12 protein-coding genes and 1 tRNA gene are annotated in these 15,480 nt (G+C 60.8%); 9 read left to right on the top strand and 4 right to left on the bottom strand.

What is annotated here, in order from left to right; all coding sequences use genetic code 11:
• Positions 1–366: 366 nt before the first annotated feature.
• Positions 367–442 (top strand) — tRNA-Thr (locus FHS81_RS01835).
• Positions 443–735: 293 nt separating this feature from the next.
• On the opposite strand, the gene FHS81_RS01830 is transcribed toward FHS81_RS01835, so the two are convergent.
• Together FHS81_RS01830 and FHS81_RS01825 are read right to left on the bottom strand one after the other, a co-directional pair.
• Positions 736–1,410 carry a response regulator transcription factor gene (locus FHS81_RS01830; protein WP_183750317.1) on the bottom strand — a complete coding sequence of 225 codons (675 nt, stop codon included), beginning with the start codon at positions 1,408–1,410 and terminating at the stop codon, positions 736–738.
• Positions 1,411–1,977: 567 nt separating this feature from the next.
• Positions 1,978–2,757, bottom strand: a complete 780-nt coding sequence (locus FHS81_RS01825; protein ID WP_183750749.1) for a phosphodiester glycosidase family protein — start codon at positions 2,755–2,757, stop codon at positions 1,978–1,980.
• Positions 2,758–3,646: 889 nt separating this feature from the next.
• On the opposite strand from FHS81_RS01825, the gene FHS81_RS01820 reads away from it, so the two are divergent.
• The 7 genes from FHS81_RS01820 (at position 3,647) to FHS81_RS01790 (ending at position 13,011) form a co-directional block, all read left to right on the top strand.
• Positions 3,647–6,646 carry a ribonucleoside-diphosphate reductase subunit alpha gene (locus tag FHS81_RS01820; protein WP_183750316.1) on the top strand — a complete coding sequence of 1,000 codons (3,000 nt, stop codon included), beginning with the start codon at positions 3,647–3,649 and terminating at the stop codon, positions 6,644–6,646.
• Positions 6,647–6,671: 25 nt separating this feature from the next.
• Positions 6,672–7,823, top strand: coding sequence for a ribonucleotide-diphosphate reductase subunit beta (locus FHS81_RS01815; RefSeq protein WP_183750315.1), 1,152 nt, complete (start codon positions 6,672–6,674; stop codon positions 7,821–7,823).
• 4 nt (positions 7,824–7,827) lie between these two features.
• Positions 7,828–9,243 (top strand): aminodeoxychorismate synthase component I, encoded by a 1,416-nt coding sequence (pabB, locus tag FHS81_RS01810; protein WP_183750314.1) that lies wholly within the window; start codon positions 7,828–7,830, stop codon positions 9,241–9,243.
• Positions 9,240–10,079 (top strand): aminotransferase class IV, encoded by an 840-nt coding sequence (locus FHS81_RS01805; RefSeq protein WP_183750313.1) that lies wholly within the window; start codon positions 9,240–9,242, stop codon positions 10,077–10,079. The genes pabB and FHS81_RS01805 overlap by 4 nt, the downstream gene beginning before the upstream one ends.
• Positions 10,080–10,168: 89 nt before the next feature.
• Positions 10,169–11,131 (top strand): homoserine kinase, encoded by a 963-nt coding sequence (locus FHS81_RS01800; RefSeq protein WP_183750312.1) that lies wholly within the window; start codon positions 10,169–10,171, stop codon positions 11,129–11,131.
• 16 nt (positions 11,132–11,147) lie between these two features.
• Positions 11,148–11,588 carry a ribonuclease HI gene (gene rnhA / locus FHS81_RS01795; RefSeq protein WP_183750311.1) on the top strand — a complete coding sequence of 147 codons (441 nt, stop codon included), beginning with the start codon at positions 11,148–11,150 and terminating at the stop codon, positions 11,586–11,588.
• A gap of 250 nt (positions 11,589–11,838) precedes the next feature.
• Complete coding sequence (locus FHS81_RS01790) at positions 11,839–13,011, top strand: site-specific DNA-methyltransferase (protein WP_183750310.1); 1,173 nt, start codon at positions 11,839–11,841, stop codon at positions 13,009–13,011.
• A 41-nt stretch (positions 13,012–13,052) separates the two neighbouring features.
• Here FHS81_RS01790 and mutY read toward each other — a convergent pair whose 3' ends face one another.
• Positions 13,053–14,117 (bottom strand): A/G-specific adenine glycosylase, encoded by a 1,065-nt coding sequence (gene mutY, locus FHS81_RS01785; RefSeq protein ID WP_183750309.1) that lies wholly within the window; start codon positions 14,115–14,117, stop codon positions 13,053–13,055.
• Between the two features lie 120 nt (positions 14,118–14,237).
• Here mutY and FHS81_RS01780 point away from each other — a divergent pair, with 120 nt between their 5' ends.
• Positions 14,238–14,771: a DUF721 domain-containing protein gene (locus tag FHS81_RS01780; RefSeq protein ID WP_183750308.1), complete on the top strand. Its 534-nt coding sequence runs from the start codon at positions 14,238–14,240 to the stop codon at positions 14,769–14,771.
• Positions 14,772–14,803: 32 nt separating this feature from the next.
• On the opposite strand, the gene FHS81_RS01775 is transcribed toward FHS81_RS01780, so the two are convergent.
• Positions 14,804–15,229 (bottom strand): hypothetical protein, encoded by a 426-nt coding sequence (locus FHS81_RS01775; protein WP_183750307.1) that lies wholly within the window; start codon positions 15,227–15,229, stop codon positions 14,804–14,806.
• Positions 15,230–15,480: the final 251 nt, after the last annotated feature.

Here is a 15,480-nt window from a genome sequence, read left to right as displayed (position 1 = left end):
GAAATGACGCCAGAATAACCCTCTCGAAAGGCAGCGATGCACCGGAAATATGCACATCGCACGGATCGCACCGCCCCTCTCCATCGCAACAAACACCATCCGCGCTGATTCTCGTCGAGCGTCTCACCTCGACTAAATTGAATCGCCAACCGGGATTTGCAGCGGCACCCCCAGCACCCCGTATCGCCCCATCGACCACGAGAAATTGTGCACCCTCGCTGACTGTCATAGCCGATGACGTGTTATAGCTGTGAAAATCTCATTTCCCGCTTGACCTCTCCGGCAAGAACGGTAAAAGCACATGCAGCGAAGGAAACGGTCGGTCGCGGTGCGATTCAGCTTGCTGTTCGTTTTCTGGTCAGCTTAGCCGCTTTAGCTCAGTTGGTAGAGCACATCATTCGTAATGATGGGGTCAGGTGTTCGAGTCACCTAAGCGGCACCACTTCTATTGATGCGAGAAGACGCCAGAAAAAATCCTTCGATTTTCTGATAATACTACTTCTTTGCGGCTGCTTATTCTGAATGCTATCTGGATATAGCCAAGAATGCATATGCTGCACATGAGCAATGCTCTTGCAGAGCAGGGCTCGCGCATTCAGTGATAATCGGGCCGCAGGTATATTGTGCGATGCTGTTTTGAAAACACAACGCGATGCGGCCGCAGAATGGAAGAAAATTTCCATTCTGCGGCCATACCAGCTTAGCAGCTTCCGATACTATCCAATTTTATAGACATTAACCAACGTAAGTATATCCGAGGTACCTCTTGGCTTCTATAGGATCTCTGCCAAGATGGGCACGTAATTTTTTACGTAATTTACTCATATGACCTTCGACAACATTCTCTTCAACATTCTCATTAAAAATTCCATAAATCGCGTTAAATATCTGAGCCTTGCTGACCCGCCGCCCTTTATTGCGAACGAGATATTCAAGAATATGACGCTCCCGGCGAGGTAAAACAAATTTCTCGCCGTCTATTTCCGGGTCCCGGCCATCAAAAAAGACCTGAATACCCCTCTGAGGAACAGCTTCAGCCTCAATTCGAACGTTGATGCGTCGCCAGATTGCATCGACACGGGCCAGAATTTCCCGAACATGCACTGGCTTGCGAACAACGTCATCAATACCACTCGTAAAAAGCTGCAATGTTTGTTCCAGAGAACGTGTTTCGTTCAAAGCAATAATTGGTGCGCGGCAATGAATCTTGATCATATCGGCGCAGGACGTACGCTCATCGAAGTCCCCGAGAAGAAAGCCTTGAATACACCCAAGATCAGTATCGGAAGTTGTCGTCAGCCACTCTCTAAAGTCGATGCCGTTAAAGCCAAGAGAAGGAAGACCTTCCCGGCCAAAGCCGGCAACATAGCCGTCCGTCACCATTTCCCGCTCGTCAACAACAACGTACATACCAGCACCCAAACCACGATAAAATATTGTTGGCGAAATAACAATGAAGTATTATTATGCATAAACACATAACTGATAATAATTTTTTAATCAATATATTTATGATTAGTAATAAATTTGTATTTTATAACCAATTAACAGATGATTTTAAGAGAAAAAATTTATTTTTACTAGGAAAATATATTTTTTAATGAATTTTTTTGTTTTCCACATGATTATTTCTTTAGTCAATCTGTTCATGTCCCTGCCGGTTTTAACGGATAATTATATTTTCCTGGCAAACGGCGCTTTCATTTTGTCAGCTTATAGACGCAAATCTTTGGCGAATATTTCTTATTTTTGCTGGCTACAATGTTAGAAAACGGTGCACAAGCTAATCGTTCTCATTGCGACTCTTGCAGAAAAAGGTGTGCATATCCCGTTCAATGCCTGCTCAGGAAGCTGTTTCGGCAAAAAGGCCCAAACGAAACTAAATGGCAGTGGGCCGATTACGACAGAAAATTCATATTCGGAGCACAGCTCCGTCATCTATGAGACAGTCCGTTATCGGGGTGACAGGCGGGATTTTTACTTGATGGATACGCTGAGGATTGGCCCGAGCGGTTTTCGCAGGATCGTTTCGGCCTGCCCCAAACCCTCGCGCGCGGCTGCGCCATTCTGCGATAGCTGTGACACGGATCCATCCAGATAAAGCGCATCCGGGCAGTGCAACGTATAGAGGAACAAACGCGCGAACTGACCGAAGCTGATGCCTTGGCGGGAGATGGCGAACACGACCGTTCCATCTTTGCGGACACCGACACCGTTGCGGATTTTCCGGGAATCACCGTCAGCCTGAAAACGGGGATGAATTTTGCCTCCCATCACCAGCAGCGGCCCGGATTGGGTGGCGAGATCGGTCTTGCGGCCGGACCGGGCGAAGGCGCGCGTTTCCATGATGCCCGCCTTGCGGCCGCTGATGAAGAAAACGCCATTGGGTTTCATATAGAAGTTGCCGCTTCCAGAGCGGGTATTGAGCGGATGCAGCGTCCGCCCGCCGGCAATGAACAGTCCGACCGGGGAGAGATCGGCTTCGTACATGCCCGCATTCATCGTGAGCAGCGGCGTCCTTCCCTGCTGCGTCAGATGACGCTCCACCGCACCGAGCGAGCCGAAAGCAGTTTCGCCATCCTTCCAGTGCAGGTCGATCCGTAGACCGTGCTGCTGCTGCAAGGGCGATATCTCACACACGACATGCTGCACGCCGGCAAACACGACATCGCGGCAGATCCCGTCTCCCTTCGCTGCGGAAGCAGCTGAACCGGCCCCTGGATAGAACTGGAACGCGAGAGCGCAGATGGCTGCCATCGCCGGGATGGCGTACCGCCAAATCGGCCGTCCCATGCCATGCCCACGCGCTTGTGGACCCACTTGCCGACCCACACCTGCCTGTATCATCAGGTTGTTTCCCTCAGGACTCCCGCTATTCACAGGCTCATGCCCCTTTCTCCGCATCGTCGCTGACTCCCAACCCGCTATCGTGATATCCAACAGATACCGTGGAATCTGGAAACGCTGCCAATATCCGGAATCCAGAGGAGCCGCAATTCGCCCCGCGGATGCAGCCGCGAAAACGTTCGCTTCAGGCTGAACAGCCAATAGGGGCAACAGGTTCCAGAGGCTGTCACTTCGCGCCTTTTTGCATTGGCCGTCTTCCACAGGGCCCCGCTCGGCAGGGGATAACGGCGACCCGCATCATACTACAACTTGACGTACCGTGAGGCTTTATCCACTATATCTAGTGTCGATAGGGTCGCAGAGCGGGACACGGGGCAATGCAGGAAACGTCGCTGAAAAGCCTCACGTTTCGGTTCCGGGGTCATCTGTCTGTGATTCGGCGCGCGCCGGATGATTGGTAGCGCGCATTTTTGAGGCCGGGTCGTTCGGCCACGGCGAACCGATCCCCGTTCCGCATGGGTATCGGATTTTTGTTTTTGCCTGCCCGTCTTTTCCCGGAACATTGCGTCTCTCCCGGGGAATTCATGCAGGCCGGTTTTATGTGCGTGCTCAAACTTATGCATGGGTTTTGCGTAGCGGCGTCTGACCGTGGCGCGTGTGGGGCTTGAAACCGGGGCGATGAATGGACCGCGCGCAGCGTGGGCCTCCGCGTTGGGTGATGGCTGAACGCGTCCGCCTGCTGCGAATCCATCTGTCCGATTGAAACCCTGATTTGAAATTACCTAGCAGGAACTGGCCGATGTCTCTGTCTCCCGATCACCCCGCCACTTCACCGCTCGCTGGCGCGGCTTCCTCCGGCGCGGCACGCGCGGCCCAGCCTGCGGCTGCCGGTGCGCTGGCGTTTTCCGTTATCCGCCGCAACGGATCGCTGTCTCCGTTCGATTCGTCCAAGATTTCGGTTGCCGTGACCAAGGCGTTCCTCGCCGTCGAGGGGACGCAGGCAGCGGCCTCGCGCCGCGTGCACGAGATCGTGCAGGAGCTGACCGAGCAGGTGGTCGGCGCGCTGACGCGCCGGGTTGATGGCGAACGCGCTCTTCATATTGAAGACGTTCAGGACCAGGTGGAACTGGCGCTGATGCGTGGCGGCCATCATAAGGTGGCGCGCGCCTACGTGCTTTACCGCGAGGAACGCGCCCGCGAGCGCGCCGAAAAGGCGAAGCTGGCCGGCACGCCGGTCGTGACGCTTAACGTGCGCGGCAGCGACGGCAGCCTGTCACCGCTCGACGAGGCGCGTCTGGCCCGTGTCATCGCCGATGCATGCAGCGGCCTCGACGGCACCTCGGCGGAAGCCATCCTCAGCGAGACGCGGCGCAACCTTTATGACGGCATTTCCTCGGACGAGCTGTCGCTGGCCCAGATCATGGCCGCGCGCACGCTGGTGGAGACCGAGCCGAACTATGCCTATGTCAGCGCCCGCCTGCTGCTCGACAAGCTGCGCCGGGAAGCGCTGACCTACGTATTGGGCAACGCGCGCGAGGCTTCCGAAGCCGCGACGCGGGATCATTATGCAGCCTACTTCCCCGGCTTCATCGCCAAGGGCATCGCGGCGGAGCTGATTGACCCTGAGCTTGGCCGCTTTGACCTTGATCGGCTTGGCGCGGCGCTGAAGTCGGAGCGCGACCGCCAGTTCCAGTTCCTGGGCCTGCAGACGCTTTATGACCGTTACTTCCTGCACGATCACGGCACGCGTTTCGAGCTGCCGCAGGCGTTCTTCATGCGCGTCGCCATGGGGCTGGCCCTGCGTGAGATCGACCGTGAAGACAAGGCCATCGAGTTCTACAACCTGCTGTCCTCGTTCGACTTCATGGCCTCGACGCCGACGCTGTTCAACTCCGGCACCCTGCGGCCGCAGCTCTCGTCGTGCTTCCTGACCACGGTGTCGGACGACCTCGACGGCATTTTCAAGGCCATCAAGGATAACGCCCTGCTGGCCAAGTACTCCGGCGGCCTCGGCAATGACTGGACGCAGGTGCGTGGCCTCGGTGCGCACATCAAGGGCACCAATGGCCAGTCGCAGGGTGTCGTGCCGTTCCTGAAGGTGGCGAATGACACCGCCATCGCCGTCAACCAGGGCGGCAAGCGCAAGGGCGCAGTCTGCGCCTATCTGGAAACGTGGCACGTCGACATCGAGGAATTCCTCGACCTGCGCAAGAACACCGGCGATGATCGCCGCCGCACCCACGACATGAACACGTCGAACTGGATTCCCGACCTGTTCATGGAGCGCGTGGCGGAAGACGGCCAGTGGACGCTGTTCTCACCCAACGAGACGCCGGATCTGCACGATCTCTTCGGCCCTGCTTTCAAAGCAGCTTACGAGAAGTATGAGGCCAAGGCAGCTGCCGGCGAGATCGCGGTGTTCCGCAGCGTTCGGGCGCTGGACCTGTGGCGCAAGATGCTGACCATGCTGTTCGAGACTGGGCACCCGTGGGTAACGTTCAAGGACCCGTGCAACCTGCGCTCGCCGCAGCAGCACGCGGGCGTGGTGCATTCGTCGAACCTGTGCACGGAGATCACGCTCAACACCTCCGACAAGGAAGTGGCCGTGTGTAACCTCGGCTCGGTCAACCTGCTGAACCACATCGGGGACAACGGCCTCGACCATGAGCATCTGGCGCGCACCATCAAGACCGCCATGCGCATGCTCGACAACGTGATCGACATCAACTTCTACACCATCCCGGAGGCACGCTATTCCAACCTGCGCCATCGCCCGGTCGGCCTTGGCCTGATGGGCTTCCAGGATGCGCTGCAGGCGTTGCGCATTCCTTATGAGAGCGATGAGGCGGTTCGTTTTGCGGACGAGAGCATGGAGGCGATCAGCTTCCACGCGATCAAGGCTTCCTCGGATCTTGCCGCCGAGCGCGGTCGCTATGCATCGTTCGAAGGGTCGCTGTGGTCGAAGGGCATCCTGCCGCTCGACTCGATCCAGATCCTCGATGATGCCCGTGGCGGCACGCTCGACATGGACCGCTCCTCGACGCTGGACTGGGATGGCCTGCGCGAGCAGGTGAAGACGGTCGGCCTGCGCAACTCCAACACCATGGCGATTGCGCCCACCGCCACGATTTCCAACATCTGCGGCGTGGCCCAGTCCATCGAGCCCGCTTACCAGAACCTGTACGTGAAATCGAACATGTCGGGCGATTTTACCGTGGTGAACGCCCAGCTCGTGCGCGATCTGAAGGCGCGCGGCCTGTGGGACGAGGTGATGGTGTCGGATCTGAAGTACTTCGACGGCTCGCTCGGCCAGATCGACCGCGTGCCGGAGGATCTGAAGGCGCTTTACGCCACTGCGTTCGAGATCGACTCGTCGTGGTTGATCGAGGCCGCCTCGCGGCGCCAGAAGTGGATCGATCAGGCGCAGTCGCTCAACCTCTACATCGCCAATCCGTCGGGCAAGAAGCTGGACGAGCTTTACCGGCTGGCATGGCGAAAGGGGCTGAAGACCACCTACTACCTGCGATCCACCTCCGCGACCCACGTGGAAAAGTCGACGCTCAAGGGTACCGATGGTAAGCTCAATGCCGTGTCGGTGACGCAGTCAGCTGCTGCGGCCGCGCCGTCTCCGGTGGCGCAGTCTCCGGTGGCGCAGTCTCAAGTAGTGCAGTCTCAGGCAGCGCCGATACCCGTGGCTCAGGTTGTGGCGCCAGCCCGCGCCGACGACATCCGTCTGGACAGCATCACGGCCGGCAAGGCTTGCTCGATTGACGATCCCGAGTGCGAAGCCTGCCAGTAACCGCCGATCAAGAAGGAACAAGAACATGCTCGACTGGTCCGACCCCGAAGTCGTTGCCAAGAAAAAGGCGGAAGCTGCCGTTGCCGCCGGACTGGACGCTGCCGGCGCTGAGAATCTGGCTGTTGAGGCGACTGGCCTGGGTGAAATCGACCGCAACGCCGGGCGCGTTACGGTTGACGACAAGGCGATGATCAACTGCCGTGCGGACGTCAACCAGCTCCTGCCGCTCAAGTATCACTGGGCGTGGGAGAAGTACCTCGCCGGTTGTAACAACCACTGGATGCCGACCGAAGTCTCGATGCAGGCCGACATCGCGCTGTGGAAGGCGCCAAACGGCCTCACGGCTGACGAGCGTCACGCGATCAAGCGCAATCTGGGCTTCTTCGCGGCGTCCGAGAGCCTTGTGGCCAACAACATCGTGCTGGCGATCTATCGCCACCTGACCAACCCGGAATGCCGGCAGTATCTGCTGCGTCAGGCATTCGAGGAGGCGGTGCATACGCATACCTTCCAGTACATCGTGGAAAGCCTTGGCCTCGATGAGGGCGAGCTGTTCAACATGTACCGCGAGGTGCCGTCCATCACCGACAAGGCGGCGTGGGCGCTGAAGTACACCCAGCACCTCGACGATCCGTCCTTCACCACCGGCACGCCGGAGAAGGATCAGGCGTTCGTGCGCGATCTTATCGCATTCTATGTCGTGTTCGAGGGCATGTGGTTCTACACCGGCTTCGCGCAGATCCTGTCGCTGGGCCGTCGCAACAAGATGGTCGGCATTGCCGAGCAGTATCAGTACATCCTGCGCGACGAATCGATCCACCTCAACTTCGGCATCGACGTCATCAACCAGATCAGGGCGGAAAATCCGCATATCTGGACCGACGCCTTCCAGAAGGAAGTGCGCATCATGCTGGCGGAAGCCGCTGAGCTGGAAGCCGCTTATGGGCGCGATACCATGCCGCGCGGGTTCCTGGGGCTCAATGCCGCGTTGTGCGAGCAGTACATGCACTTCATCGCCAACCGCCGCTGCGCCCAGCTTGGGCTGGCTCCGGTGTTCGGTCCGGCCGAAAACCCGTTCCCGTGGATGTCCGAAGCCATGGACCTCAAGAAGGAGAAGAACTTCTTCGAGACCCGTGTCATCGAGTACCAGAACGGCGGCGCCCTGAGCTGGGACTGATCCGTTGCGGATAACGCCCCTGCCCTGGCGTGACCCGCTGGAGGCTTTTCGCCCCTTCGCAAATGATCCTGTGGCCGCGCTGCTCGACAGCGCGGCCACAGGCATGTCGACGCATGCAAGCGGCAGCGATTCGCGTAGCCGCTTTTCCTACATTGCAGTCGAGCCCTATCGTGTGATCGCCGCGGACGCGGACGGCGTGCGCATCGATGGCCAACCGGTGCCGGGCGATCCGTTCGCTGTGCTGCAAAACCAACTCACCGCCAGCCGCATCGACACCGGGCACGCGCCAGTGCCTTTTGCCGGTGGAGCGGTCGGTTACCTGGCCTATGAAATGGGCCGCCACGCGGATAGATTCCCTGTGCTTGCCGACGATCTCCATGGCGTGCCGGAAATGGTGATTGGCCTTTACGACTGTGTGATCGCTTTCGACCACGCCCGGCAAGCGAGTTTCCTCATCAGCACCGGCCAGCCCGAAGCCAACGAGGCTATCCGTGAGAGCTGTGCCCGCGAGCGCGAGGCCCATATCCTGCAACGGCTGCGCGCCGCCGCGCCCCTCCCCGCCATAGACTGGCAACCGCGTGGCCAATGGCGCGCGGAGCGGACACGGGCGCAGGAAGAAGCTTCAGTGCAGCGCGTCATCGACTACATTCACGCTGGCGACATCTTTCAGGCCAACATCACCCAGCGCCGCCTTGCCGCCCGCCAGCCGGACATCGACGATTTCATGCTCTACCGGCGGCTGCGGTCCATCAGCCCCGCGCCCTTCGCCGCCTATCTTGCCTGCGGATCGGATATGAGCGTGATATCCGCCTCGCCCGAGCGGTTTCTGGCGCTCGATGCCTCCGGCAACGTCGATACACGCCCGATTAAAGGCACCATCCGGCGAGACCCCGATCCGGTACGCGACACGGATCTGGCAGCGACGCTTGCCGCCAGCATCAAGGATCGCGCCGAAAATCTGATGATTGTGGATCTGATGCGCAACGATCTTGGCCGCATCTGCAAGTTGGGCAGCGTGCGCGCGCCGGCGCTGATGCAGGTGGAGACGTTTGCTTCCGTGCACCACCTGGTTTCTGCCGTCACCGGACAGCTTGAACAGGGCCGCGATGCGGTCGATGTGCTGCGCGCCTGTTTCCCAGGCGGCTCCATCACCGGCGCGCCGAAAATCCGCGCGATGGAGATCATCGCCGAACTGGAGACACACCAGCGCGGTGTGTGTTTCGGCTCCGTGGTGTGGATCGGGTTTGACGGAGCGATGGATAGCTCGATCGCCATTCGTACACTCGTGCGCCGCCACGATACACTGATCGCGCAGGCCGGCGGCGGCATCGTCGCCGATTCCGTGCCGGCATCCGAATATGATGAGGCGCTGTTGAAGATGCGGCCACTCTTGCAGGCTGTGGCGGGAGAATCACCATGATCTGCTGGCTGAATGGCCAATTGATTCCCGTTTCCGGGGCTGCGGTTCCCGTTTGCGACCGCGGCTTCCTGCTCGGCGACGGCATCTATGAGACGATTCGCGTATATAATGGTGAAGCGCAATGGCTGGAGCGCCATCTGGCACGCCTCACCTATGGACTGCGCGTCATCGCCCTGCGCCACGATGCGAACCTGCCAGCGGCAATCGCGGAAACCATCGCGGCCAACGCCCTGGATGCCGGTTCATTGCGAATCACCATCACGCGCGGCAGCGGCCCGCGTGGTATCGCGCCGCCACAAAAATCCGAAGCCACCACGCTGATCACCGCGTTTCCCGCCGCCGGCCCATTGCCGCCGGCACGAATCATCATTGCCAGCCGCACGCGCCGGAACGCTTTTTCGCCCGTCGCCGGCATCAAGAGCATCAATTGTCTTGACAACATCATCGCCCGGCAGGAGGCGGCGCGCACGGGGGCGGACGATGCGCTGCTGCTGGATACGCGCGAGCGCATCAGCGAAGCCACCGCAGGAAACGTTTTTGCCGTGATCAATGGCGAATTGCTGACCCCGCTCCCCGGCGATGGCGCGCTGCCCGGCATCACCCGCGCCCGCGTTCTGGAAATCGAAGGCCGCGAAGCGACGCTGACTGCCGACGACATCAGGCAGGCGAGCGAAATATTCCTGACATCGAGCCTCGGCATCCGCCCCGTGGCGGCGCTGGATGGCACGCCGCTTCCCGCCGCACACCCAGTAAGTGACAGACTGGCCGAAGCGCTGTTCGGCCAATACCCCCTCGCAGAACCGCGCGGTGACGATGGCGGTTTGCATTTCATCTGAATCATGACATTGGAAGCTGCCGGAGACGCTGCATCCGGCAGACATATCCGGCGTTACACGCCGCCGCACCGAAACTGTGAGATTGGACCATGGCCGTTTATACCGATGTTTCCGATGCGGAATTGTCCGCTTTCGTCGATCGCTATGACATCGGGCGGCTGCAATCGGCCAAGGGCATCGCCGAGGGTGTCGAGAATTCCAACTTCCTGCTGCAAACGGACCGCGCCTTCTTCATCCTCACGCTGTACGAAAAGCGGGTCAACGAGGCTGATCTGCCCTTCTTCATCGGTCTGATGGAACACCTGTCAGCGCGCGGAATCACCTGCCCGCAGCCCGTGCATGACCGGGAGGGCAACACATTGCAGCGGCTGGCAGGGCGCCCTGCCGCAATGGTCACGTTCCTCTCCGGCATGTCCGTCAACCGGCCCGGCGTTGGCCACTGCGCGGAGTTGGGCAAGGCGCTGGCACAATTCCATGCCGCGGGGGCCGATTTTGAACTGCGCCGCGCCAATGCGCTGTCTCTCGATGGCTGGCGGCCGCTCATCGAGCAATCGCGCGAGCGGGCAGACAGCGTCAGCCCCGGCCTCGCCTCGCGAATCGCCGATGACTTCGCCAGGCTGGAACAGGCATGGCCGCACGATCTGCCCTCCGGCGTCATTCATGCGGATCTGTTCCCAAACAACGTGTTCTTCCTTGGGGACAGGCTGTCCGGGCTGATCGATTTCTATTTCGCCTGCAACGACGCGCTGGCTTACGATCTCGCCATCTGCCTCAACGCGTGGTGCTTTGAAACCGACGGCTCCTTCAACATCACCAAGGGCCGGGCGATGATCGGCGCTTACGAAGCCGTGCGTCCCCTCACCCCCGCGGAGGTCGAGGCACTGCCGGTGCTGGCGCGTGGCGCGGGGCTACGCTTCCTGCTGACCCGGCTGGTGGACTGGCTCAACGTGCCCCCCGGCGCGCTGGTGAAGCCGCTTGATCCGCTGGAATACGATCGCAAGCTGGGCTTCCACCGCCACGCCGCCACCGCCGCCGACTACGGGCGCGCCTGATGAGCGGACTGGTCTGATGAGTGAGAAGGTAACGATCTACACAGACGGGGCCTGCTCGGGCAATCCCGGCCCCGGCGGCTGGGGTGCGCTGCTGATGTTCCGCGGCGTTGAAAAGGAATTGTCCGGCGGCGAGGAGCAGACCACCAACAACCGCATGGAGCTGCTGGCGGCGATTTCAGCGCTGGATGCGCTCAAGCGCCCATGCACCGTGGATCTTTATACGGATTCGCAATACGTGCGTTCCGGCATCACGTCGTGGCTCGCCAACTGGAAACAGCGCGGCTGGAAGACCGCCGACCGCAAGCCGGTGAAGAACGATGATCTGTGGCGCCGCCTCGATGAAGCGGCCAGCCGGCACGATGTTAACTGGCATTGGGTGAAAGGCCACGCCGGCCACCCGGAAAACGAGCGTGTCGACGCATTGGCGCGCGCGGGAATGGCCCCCTACAAGCCCTGAAAAGCGCTATTGGCGGGTTATTCACAGCCCGCTGGCCGGTAACCATAATTTATGGCTAACAAATTGATAACGCGCACAAAACCGTTGCTGCGCAAGGGTTATGCGCCCGCACGGCCCGGCAGGGTGCCCGAAATGACGAGTCCGGAAGGAATCCCAGACTCCGCAAACGCTTAGAGCGTGTCGCGCTTCAACTTCCTCTTTACTCCTGACGCTCATAGTCACCCTGTCAGTCGCGTAACGGGTAGGCGTCATGAGTATCCCGCGTACCGCAGCTGCAGGTGTTCTGCCCCGGATCAAGGTATCGCGTACCGGTCGGCAGACCCCCGCAGTGCGGGTGGAGCATCTGCTCCCCATCGATCAGATTGTTCTCGGCGATTGCATCGAATCGCTGCGGCGGCTTCCGTCGCAAAGCGTCGATATGATATTCGCCGATCCTCCTTATAACCTCCAGTTGGAGAACGCGCTCACGCGGCCGGATAACAGCCACGTCGACGCGGTCAACGACGAGTGGGACCGTTTCGACAGCTTCGCCGAGTACGACGCCTTCACCCGCGCGTGGCTCGCCGAATGCCGCCGGGTGATGAAGAAAACGGCCACCTTGTTCGTCATTGGGTCGTATCACAACATCTTCCGCGTGGGCAGCGCCGTGCAGGATCTGGGTTTCTGGATTCTTAACGACATCGTCTGGCGCAAGGCCAACCCGATGCCGAACTTCCGCGGGCGGCGCTTCACCAACGCGCATGAAACGCTGATCTGGGCCTCCCGCTCGGCAGATGCACGCGGCTATACCTTCCATTATGAAGCGCTGAAGGCCGGTAACGAAGACACGCAGATGCGGTCCGACTGGTACTTCCCGCTGTGCACCGGCGAGGAACGGCTGAAGGACGCACAGGGCCGCAAGGTTCACCCCACGCAAAAGCCCGAGGCGCTGGTCGCACGCGCATTGCTGGCCGCCTCCAATCCCGGCGATATCATCCTCGATCCGTTTTTCGGCAGCGGCACCACCGGCGCGGTCGCCAAGCGGCTGGGTCGGCGGTTCATCGGGCTGGAGCGCGACCCGGTCTATGCGCAGGCCGCGCAGGAGCGAATCGACAACGTCGTTCCGCTGGATGCCGATGCCGTGGCCGCCGCCCCGGCGCGCCGCACGGAACCGCGTATTCCGTTCCTGTCGCTGCTGGAAGCCGGCATGATTGCCGCCGGTGAGGAACTCGTCGATGCGCGCGAAAAACACCGTGCCATCGTCCGCGCCGATGGCACCCTCACCGTGGGGCCTGTTGTGGGTTCAATTCACAAGGTAGGCGCACTGGTGCAGGGGCACCCCTCATGCAACGGCTGGAGCTTCTGGCACGCGCGCCGCAACAATGGCCTCATCGCCATCGATTCGCTGCGCGACGATTACAGAGCAAGGCATGCAGCGCCCTGAATTCTATATTCGACGGCAACTTGCCCTACTCGTCTCGCACGTCAGATGCCTTCGATATCAGCGTGCGCCAACACCTTGCGCATGACGGTCGGCAGCGCCTCTTGCCCTAAAAGAGCACGGGCCTGCCAACGGCTCCCGGCAGGTGCGGGCGTGCCCGCAGGCACCTCGGCGCGATAGACCGTCAGTTCAAGCGGGAAATGCGTGAAGACGTGGCGCACGTTGCCGCCCAGCCGCCGCCACGAGGCATCGAGGGGCGCCGCCGCCGTGGCGGCATCGGGATCGAAGCCCGCCGACCATTCCGTTCCCGGCGGTTCGGCCATGCCGCCGAGCAGACCGCGCGGCGGGCGATCCCGCAGCAGCACATGATCATCGCCGCGCAACACGACGAATGCCGCGCCCCTGCGCAACGCGCCCTGCTTCTTCGCCTCCTTGCGCGGAAATGTCTCCGCGGTTCCCTCGCGCCGCGACCGGCACGGCGGCGACCACGGGCATAAGGCACAGGCAGGCTTGCGGGGCGTGCAGATGGTCGCACCGAGATCCATCAGGGCCTGCGCGAAATCGCCCGACCGCTTTGGCGGCAAGAGCGACAGCGCAATCTTGCGAATCGTGGATTTGGCACGTGGAAGCGGCTCTTCGAGCGCAACCAGCCGTGACAACACGCGCTCGACGTTGCCATCGACGGCGACTGCCGGCAGGTCGAACGCGATAGCGCCCACCGCGCCAGCCGTGTAGGCGCCGATTCCCGGCAAAGCGAGCAACGCAGTCTCATCGGCCGGGAAATGCCCGCCGTGCTGTGAGGTCACCACCTGTGCGCAGGCATGCAGATTGCGCGCGCGCGAATAGTAACCAAGCCCCGCCCATGCCTGCATCACCGCCTCGACCGGCGCGGCGGCAAGGGTTTCGACATCCGGAAAACGAAGAAGAAAACGCTCGAAATAGCCCTTCACCGCCTGAACGGTGGTTTGCTGGAGCATAATTTCAGACAACCACACCCGGTAAGGGTCCGTTCGCTTGCCGGGAGGCGCCCGCCACGGCAGCGATCGGCGATGACGATCATACCACTCCAGCAGGGTGTCGGCTGACGCTGTCGTATCGGTCACCGTCATCGTGCCGAATCGCTGGAAAAAATGTCGGAGGAAGCTACCATGGCACGGTTCTAGACCATTTCCATGTTTCGTTGAAATGCGAAAACCCGACGTCTGCTTGTCGAAACGAATGACGATGTCATGAATCAACGCTCCTTCACCGTCCGTCGCTCCGTCCGGCCAAGGCCGTTGGCGGAATTTATCGACCGATGCATCGAACCGGCGCTGGCCGCGCAGGGCTTCGCCGCGTCGGATGTGATTATGGCGTGGCCGGAAATTGTCGGTGAGCGACTGGCTCGCCATACCGAGCCGATGCGCATCATCTGGCCGAAACGAGCCAACGGCGCGGCAAAGAGCGTTGCCCAGAACGCGGCACAGCAACAGATGTCGACGCTCGTGGTGCGCGTGTCGAGCGCCTTCGCCATCGAATTGCAGCACATGGCGCCCGTGGTGATTGAACGCGTCAACACGCATTTCGGCTGGCGCTGTGTTGGTCAGCTGGGGCTGCGTCAGGGGCCGATCCGTCGCCAGACAAGACAGCCCCTGCCCGAGAGAAAACTCGACCCGGAGCAGGAGCGGCGCGTCGCGGATGCCGTGGGTGACATTGCCCACGATCCGCTGCGCGAGGCGTTGCTCCGTCTCGGCGCATCCATCATGAGCACACGTGCATCATAAGAAAAACGGCCGCCGGAGGGCGGCCGCTCATATTACTGCACCACGCCGCGCTTGGTGCCGAAGCCGGGAATGTCGCACTGGCAAGGCATGCCGCTACGCAGCGGGCCGGCCGGGCAAGGCCCGCGCGAGGTGACGCATATTCCACCGCCACGCTGTGGGCCGCGCTGCGGACCCGGTCCCCAACCCTGCTGAGGCGGCGGACCACCCCAACCCTGCTGGGGCGGAGGAGGCGGCGGACCCCATCCACCACGAGGCGGAGGCGGGCCACGGCGATCCGGCGGGGGACCCCAGCCGTCATCACGCGGCGGCGGCGGCCCCTGACGCCAGCCCGGGGGCGGCCTGTCATCCCACCGGGGATCGCCCCGCCCGCCGTCGTAATACTGGGCCTCCGCGGCCCCGGCGAAAAATAGAACGGCAAAAGCTGCCGCAAGTGTGAAGAACACGGAACGATGTTTCAATGGATCCCCCTCTGGCAACCCCGATGCGCCTACGATGACAGACTCAGGTTACCGATTGGCGAAAAGCCCTGCCGGGCCGTTTATACCCGCCGTGCATGAGCTTGCAACGTTTCTGCCCGTCAGCCGGTTCCGATGGCACGTTCCGCCTGTATTATGACGTTTCCGGGGCGGAGCCGGCTTATGGCGCTCTTTATTCTGTGTTTTACTGCCACTTGCATTCAATTCCACGAATTCCCTTCAGCGCGAACCGC

The sequence above is a fragment of the Pseudochelatococcus contaminans genome (assembly GCF_014195635.1).
GTDB classification, from domain to species: domain Bacteria; phylum Pseudomonadota; class Alphaproteobacteria; order Rhizobiales; family Beijerinckiaceae; genus Pseudochelatococcus; species Pseudochelatococcus contaminans.
Note: the sequence above shows the minus strand (reverse complement) of the source record. Positions and strands in the feature narration are given on the sequence as shown.

Excerpts from the sequence above, each read along its gene's own strand:
- FHS81_RS01830 (WP_183750317.1), bottom strand. The coding sequence starts at position 1,410 with ATGTACGTTGTTGTTGACGAGCGGGAAATGGTGACGGACGGCTATGTT.
- FHS81_RS01825 (WP_183750749.1), bottom strand. The coding sequence starts at position 2,757 with ATGGCAGCCATCTGCGCTCTCGCGTTCCAGTTCTATCCAGGGGCCGGT.
- FHS81_RS01820 (WP_183750316.1), top strand. The coding sequence starts at position 3,647 with ATGTCTCTGTCTCCCGATCACCCCGCCACTTCACCGCTCGCTGGCGCG.
- FHS81_RS01815 (WP_183750315.1), top strand. The coding sequence starts at position 6,672 with ATGCTCGACTGGTCCGACCCCGAAGTCGTTGCCAAGAAAAAGGCGGAA.
- FHS81_RS01805 (WP_183750313.1), top strand. The coding sequence starts at position 9,240 with ATGATCTGCTGGCTGAATGGCCAATTGATTCCCGTTTCCGGGGCTGCG.
- FHS81_RS01800 (WP_183750312.1), top strand. The coding sequence starts at position 10,169 with ATGGCCGTTTATACCGATGTTTCCGATGCGGAATTGTCCGCTTTCGTC.
- rnhA (WP_183750311.1), top strand. The coding sequence starts at position 11,148 with ATGAGTGAGAAGGTAACGATCTACACAGACGGGGCCTGCTCGGGCAAT.
- FHS81_RS01790 (WP_183750310.1), top strand. The coding sequence starts at position 11,839 with ATGAGTATCCCGCGTACCGCAGCTGCAGGTGTTCTGCCCCGGATCAAG.
- mutY (WP_183750309.1), bottom strand. The coding sequence starts at position 14,117 with ATGACGGTGACCGATACGACAGCGTCAGCCGACACCCTGCTGGAGTGG.
- FHS81_RS01780 (WP_183750308.1), top strand. The coding sequence starts at position 14,238 with ATGAATCAACGCTCCTTCACCGTCCGTCGCTCCGTCCGGCCAAGGCCG.